At 68.4% G+C, this 2,326-nt stretch carries 2 protein-coding genes; both read left to right on the top strand.

Features of this window, described 5'->3' with window-relative positions; all coding sequences use genetic code 11:
• The first annotated feature begins 430 nt into the window (after nt 1–430).
• Nucleotides 431–1,528: a C40 family peptidase gene (locus ABZ855_RS48230; protein WP_360820417.1), complete on the top strand. Its 1,098-nt coding sequence runs from the start codon at nt 431–433 to the stop codon at nt 1,526–1,528.
• Nucleotides 1,529–1,664: 136 nt separating this feature from the next.
• Entirely contained in the window at nt 1,665–2,030 is a 366-nt protein-coding gene (locus ABZ855_RS48225; protein WP_360820414.1) for a hypothetical protein, read from the top strand.
• Nucleotides 2,031–2,326 lie beyond the last annotated feature (296 nt).

Here is a 2,326-nt window from a genome sequence, read left to right as displayed (position 1 = left end):
ACGAGCGCACTACCGGGAACCGACGAGCGGCCCGCGGGAACATTCCGTGAGCGGATCACACCCCGACGGGAACATTCCGTGAGCGCTGACACCGGAATCCGGCACCTCCCACCGACTTTTTGGTCAACGGCCGATTCGGGCCTACTGTTTTTGAACCGCCCGGCACACACCACCGCCGACTATCTCTCCCTTTGCCTCCCGGAGGTCCCCCTGCCCCGGCAACCTAACTTCCGGCCAAGCCGAGCGAGCGGCAACTCGTCTGCGACCGGCCGACGTACTCGATCGCCCACCCCGGCCCTCGCGCCCCTTCCACGACGCCACGCGCACGCGGCACGCCGGACACCGCACTCGAAGGACCCTGCATGACGCAGCACTACCCGCCCCCGCCCAGACCACCGGACCCCGACCGCCGCCTGGGAGGCTCCCCCGGTTGAAGGGCCTTGCCGCCGGTATCGGCGTCTTCGCCCTCTCCCCTTTCCTCCTCGCCGGCACGGCCATGCTGATGGCCACCAGCAGCGAGGCTGCCCCGACCACCTCCTCCCTCAGTTGCGTGGGCGACATCGACGCCGACACCGTCGTCGAGCAGGTGACCAAGATCCTCAACGGGGCATCCGCCAAGGATGTTCACGTCGAAGGTCTGTCCCTGCCTGCGGAGCAGATCCCCAACGCCCGCACAATCGTGGGCACCGGGATCGACCTCCGCGTTCCAACGAAGGGCCAGATCATCGCGCTCGCCACCGCGATGCAGGAATCCCGGCTACGCAACCTGCCCTCCGGCGACCGTGACTCGCTGGGCCTGTTCCAGCAACGGCCGCGCCAGGGCTGGGGCACCGCCACGGAAATCCGCGACCCCGTCTACGCCTCCACCCAGTTCTACGAACACCTTCTCGCGGTGGACGGCTGGCAGCAGCTGACCGTCACCCAGGCCGCGCAGAAGGTCCAACGCTCCGCCTACCCCGACGCCTACGCACAGTGGGAGGAGCTGGCGACCGCCCTACAAAAGGCGATCGCCGCCACCTTCCCCGACGCCGGCCAAGACACCAGCTCCGCCACGGCATCCTGCGCGGCGGCCGAGAACGGCTCCGGGTACGGCACTATCCCGGAAGGATCGGTGCCGACGGGCTACTCGATCCCGAAGGACGCCGACCCCGCGGCGCGCAAGGCGATCGCCTGGGCGATGGAACAGCTCGGCACGATGTACCAATGGGGCGGTACCTGCACGGCGCCACACGGCCCCGACCCGATGGGCCGCTGCGACTGCAGCTCGCTCACGCAGCAGGCGTACAAACACGCCGGCGTCCAGCTCACCCGCACTACGTACACGCAGATCAACGAGGGCACGACGGTGTCCCCCAAGGCGCTCAAGCCCGGTGACCTGATCTTCTCCCGCGGCAGTGCCACCCGCCCCGAACACGTCGGCATGTACATCGGCTCGGGACTCACGATCGAGGCACCCAGAACGGGAAAACCCGTTCGCATCACGCCGCTCGCGGGCTGGGACATCCTCGCCGCTCGCCGCGTCATCTGATCCCCGTTCGGGAGCCGACAGCCCGACATACCGCCCCTGGTCGGGGATCTCCCCCGGCCTCTTCCACCCCGCAGACGGAGCCCGCAGGACACGTCGTCCTGCTCACCGTCCTTCCCCTGACACACGGAGCACCTCCTTGATATCCCGTCACCACACCCAGCGTGCCCTCGCGGCAACCTCTTTGGGCCTGGCCCTCGCCGCCGGCGGCCTGGCCACCGCTTCCACGGCACAGGCATACGACACCGACTACACCAAGATCTCGTGCAGCGCGGTCAACGTCCGCAAGTCGCCTTCGACGGCAGCCACCACGGTCGGCGTCGCCTACCGCAACGACAAGATCGCCTACGACCAGTGGGTCTACCGGAGCGCCACCAAGACCTGGTGGACCCGGGGCACCGTGACCCGCAAGTCAGACGGAAGGAAGCTGCGCGGCTACGTGATCTACAAGTGCGCAAATCCGTACGGAACCAACGGAGCTCCCACTCCGTCGATCCCGAAGTAGGGCATCCAGGCAGCCGGTTCGGAGCCTGAGCCGAAGCACCGTCGACAGCAGCGCCAGCCCGACCTGTGGCCTTGGCACGGAGCCTGCGTGTCCTCGTCCACGCCGTGACGCCCCTTCGCCAGCCCCGACCTGGTCTGCTGTCTCCCGCACCGCAGCCGCCCCCATATCGAGGCAGTCGCCTCGCCCCTCCCCTTCTTTCTGTGATTCCCGCGCGCCGGGTTCCGGCGTACCCAAGGAGCCTCGTTGCACCTGCTCGACACCGCGCAGTTCCTGGCCTACGACCCCGGCATCACGCC

Source organism: Streptomyces sp. NPDC047042 (assembly GCF_040644035.1).
Taxonomy (GTDB): Bacteria; Actinomycetota; Actinomycetes; order Streptomycetales; family Streptomycetaceae; genus Streptomyces.
The sequence above is the reverse complement of the archived record's forward strand: the minus strand, read 5'-3'. Positions and strand labels throughout refer to the sequence as shown.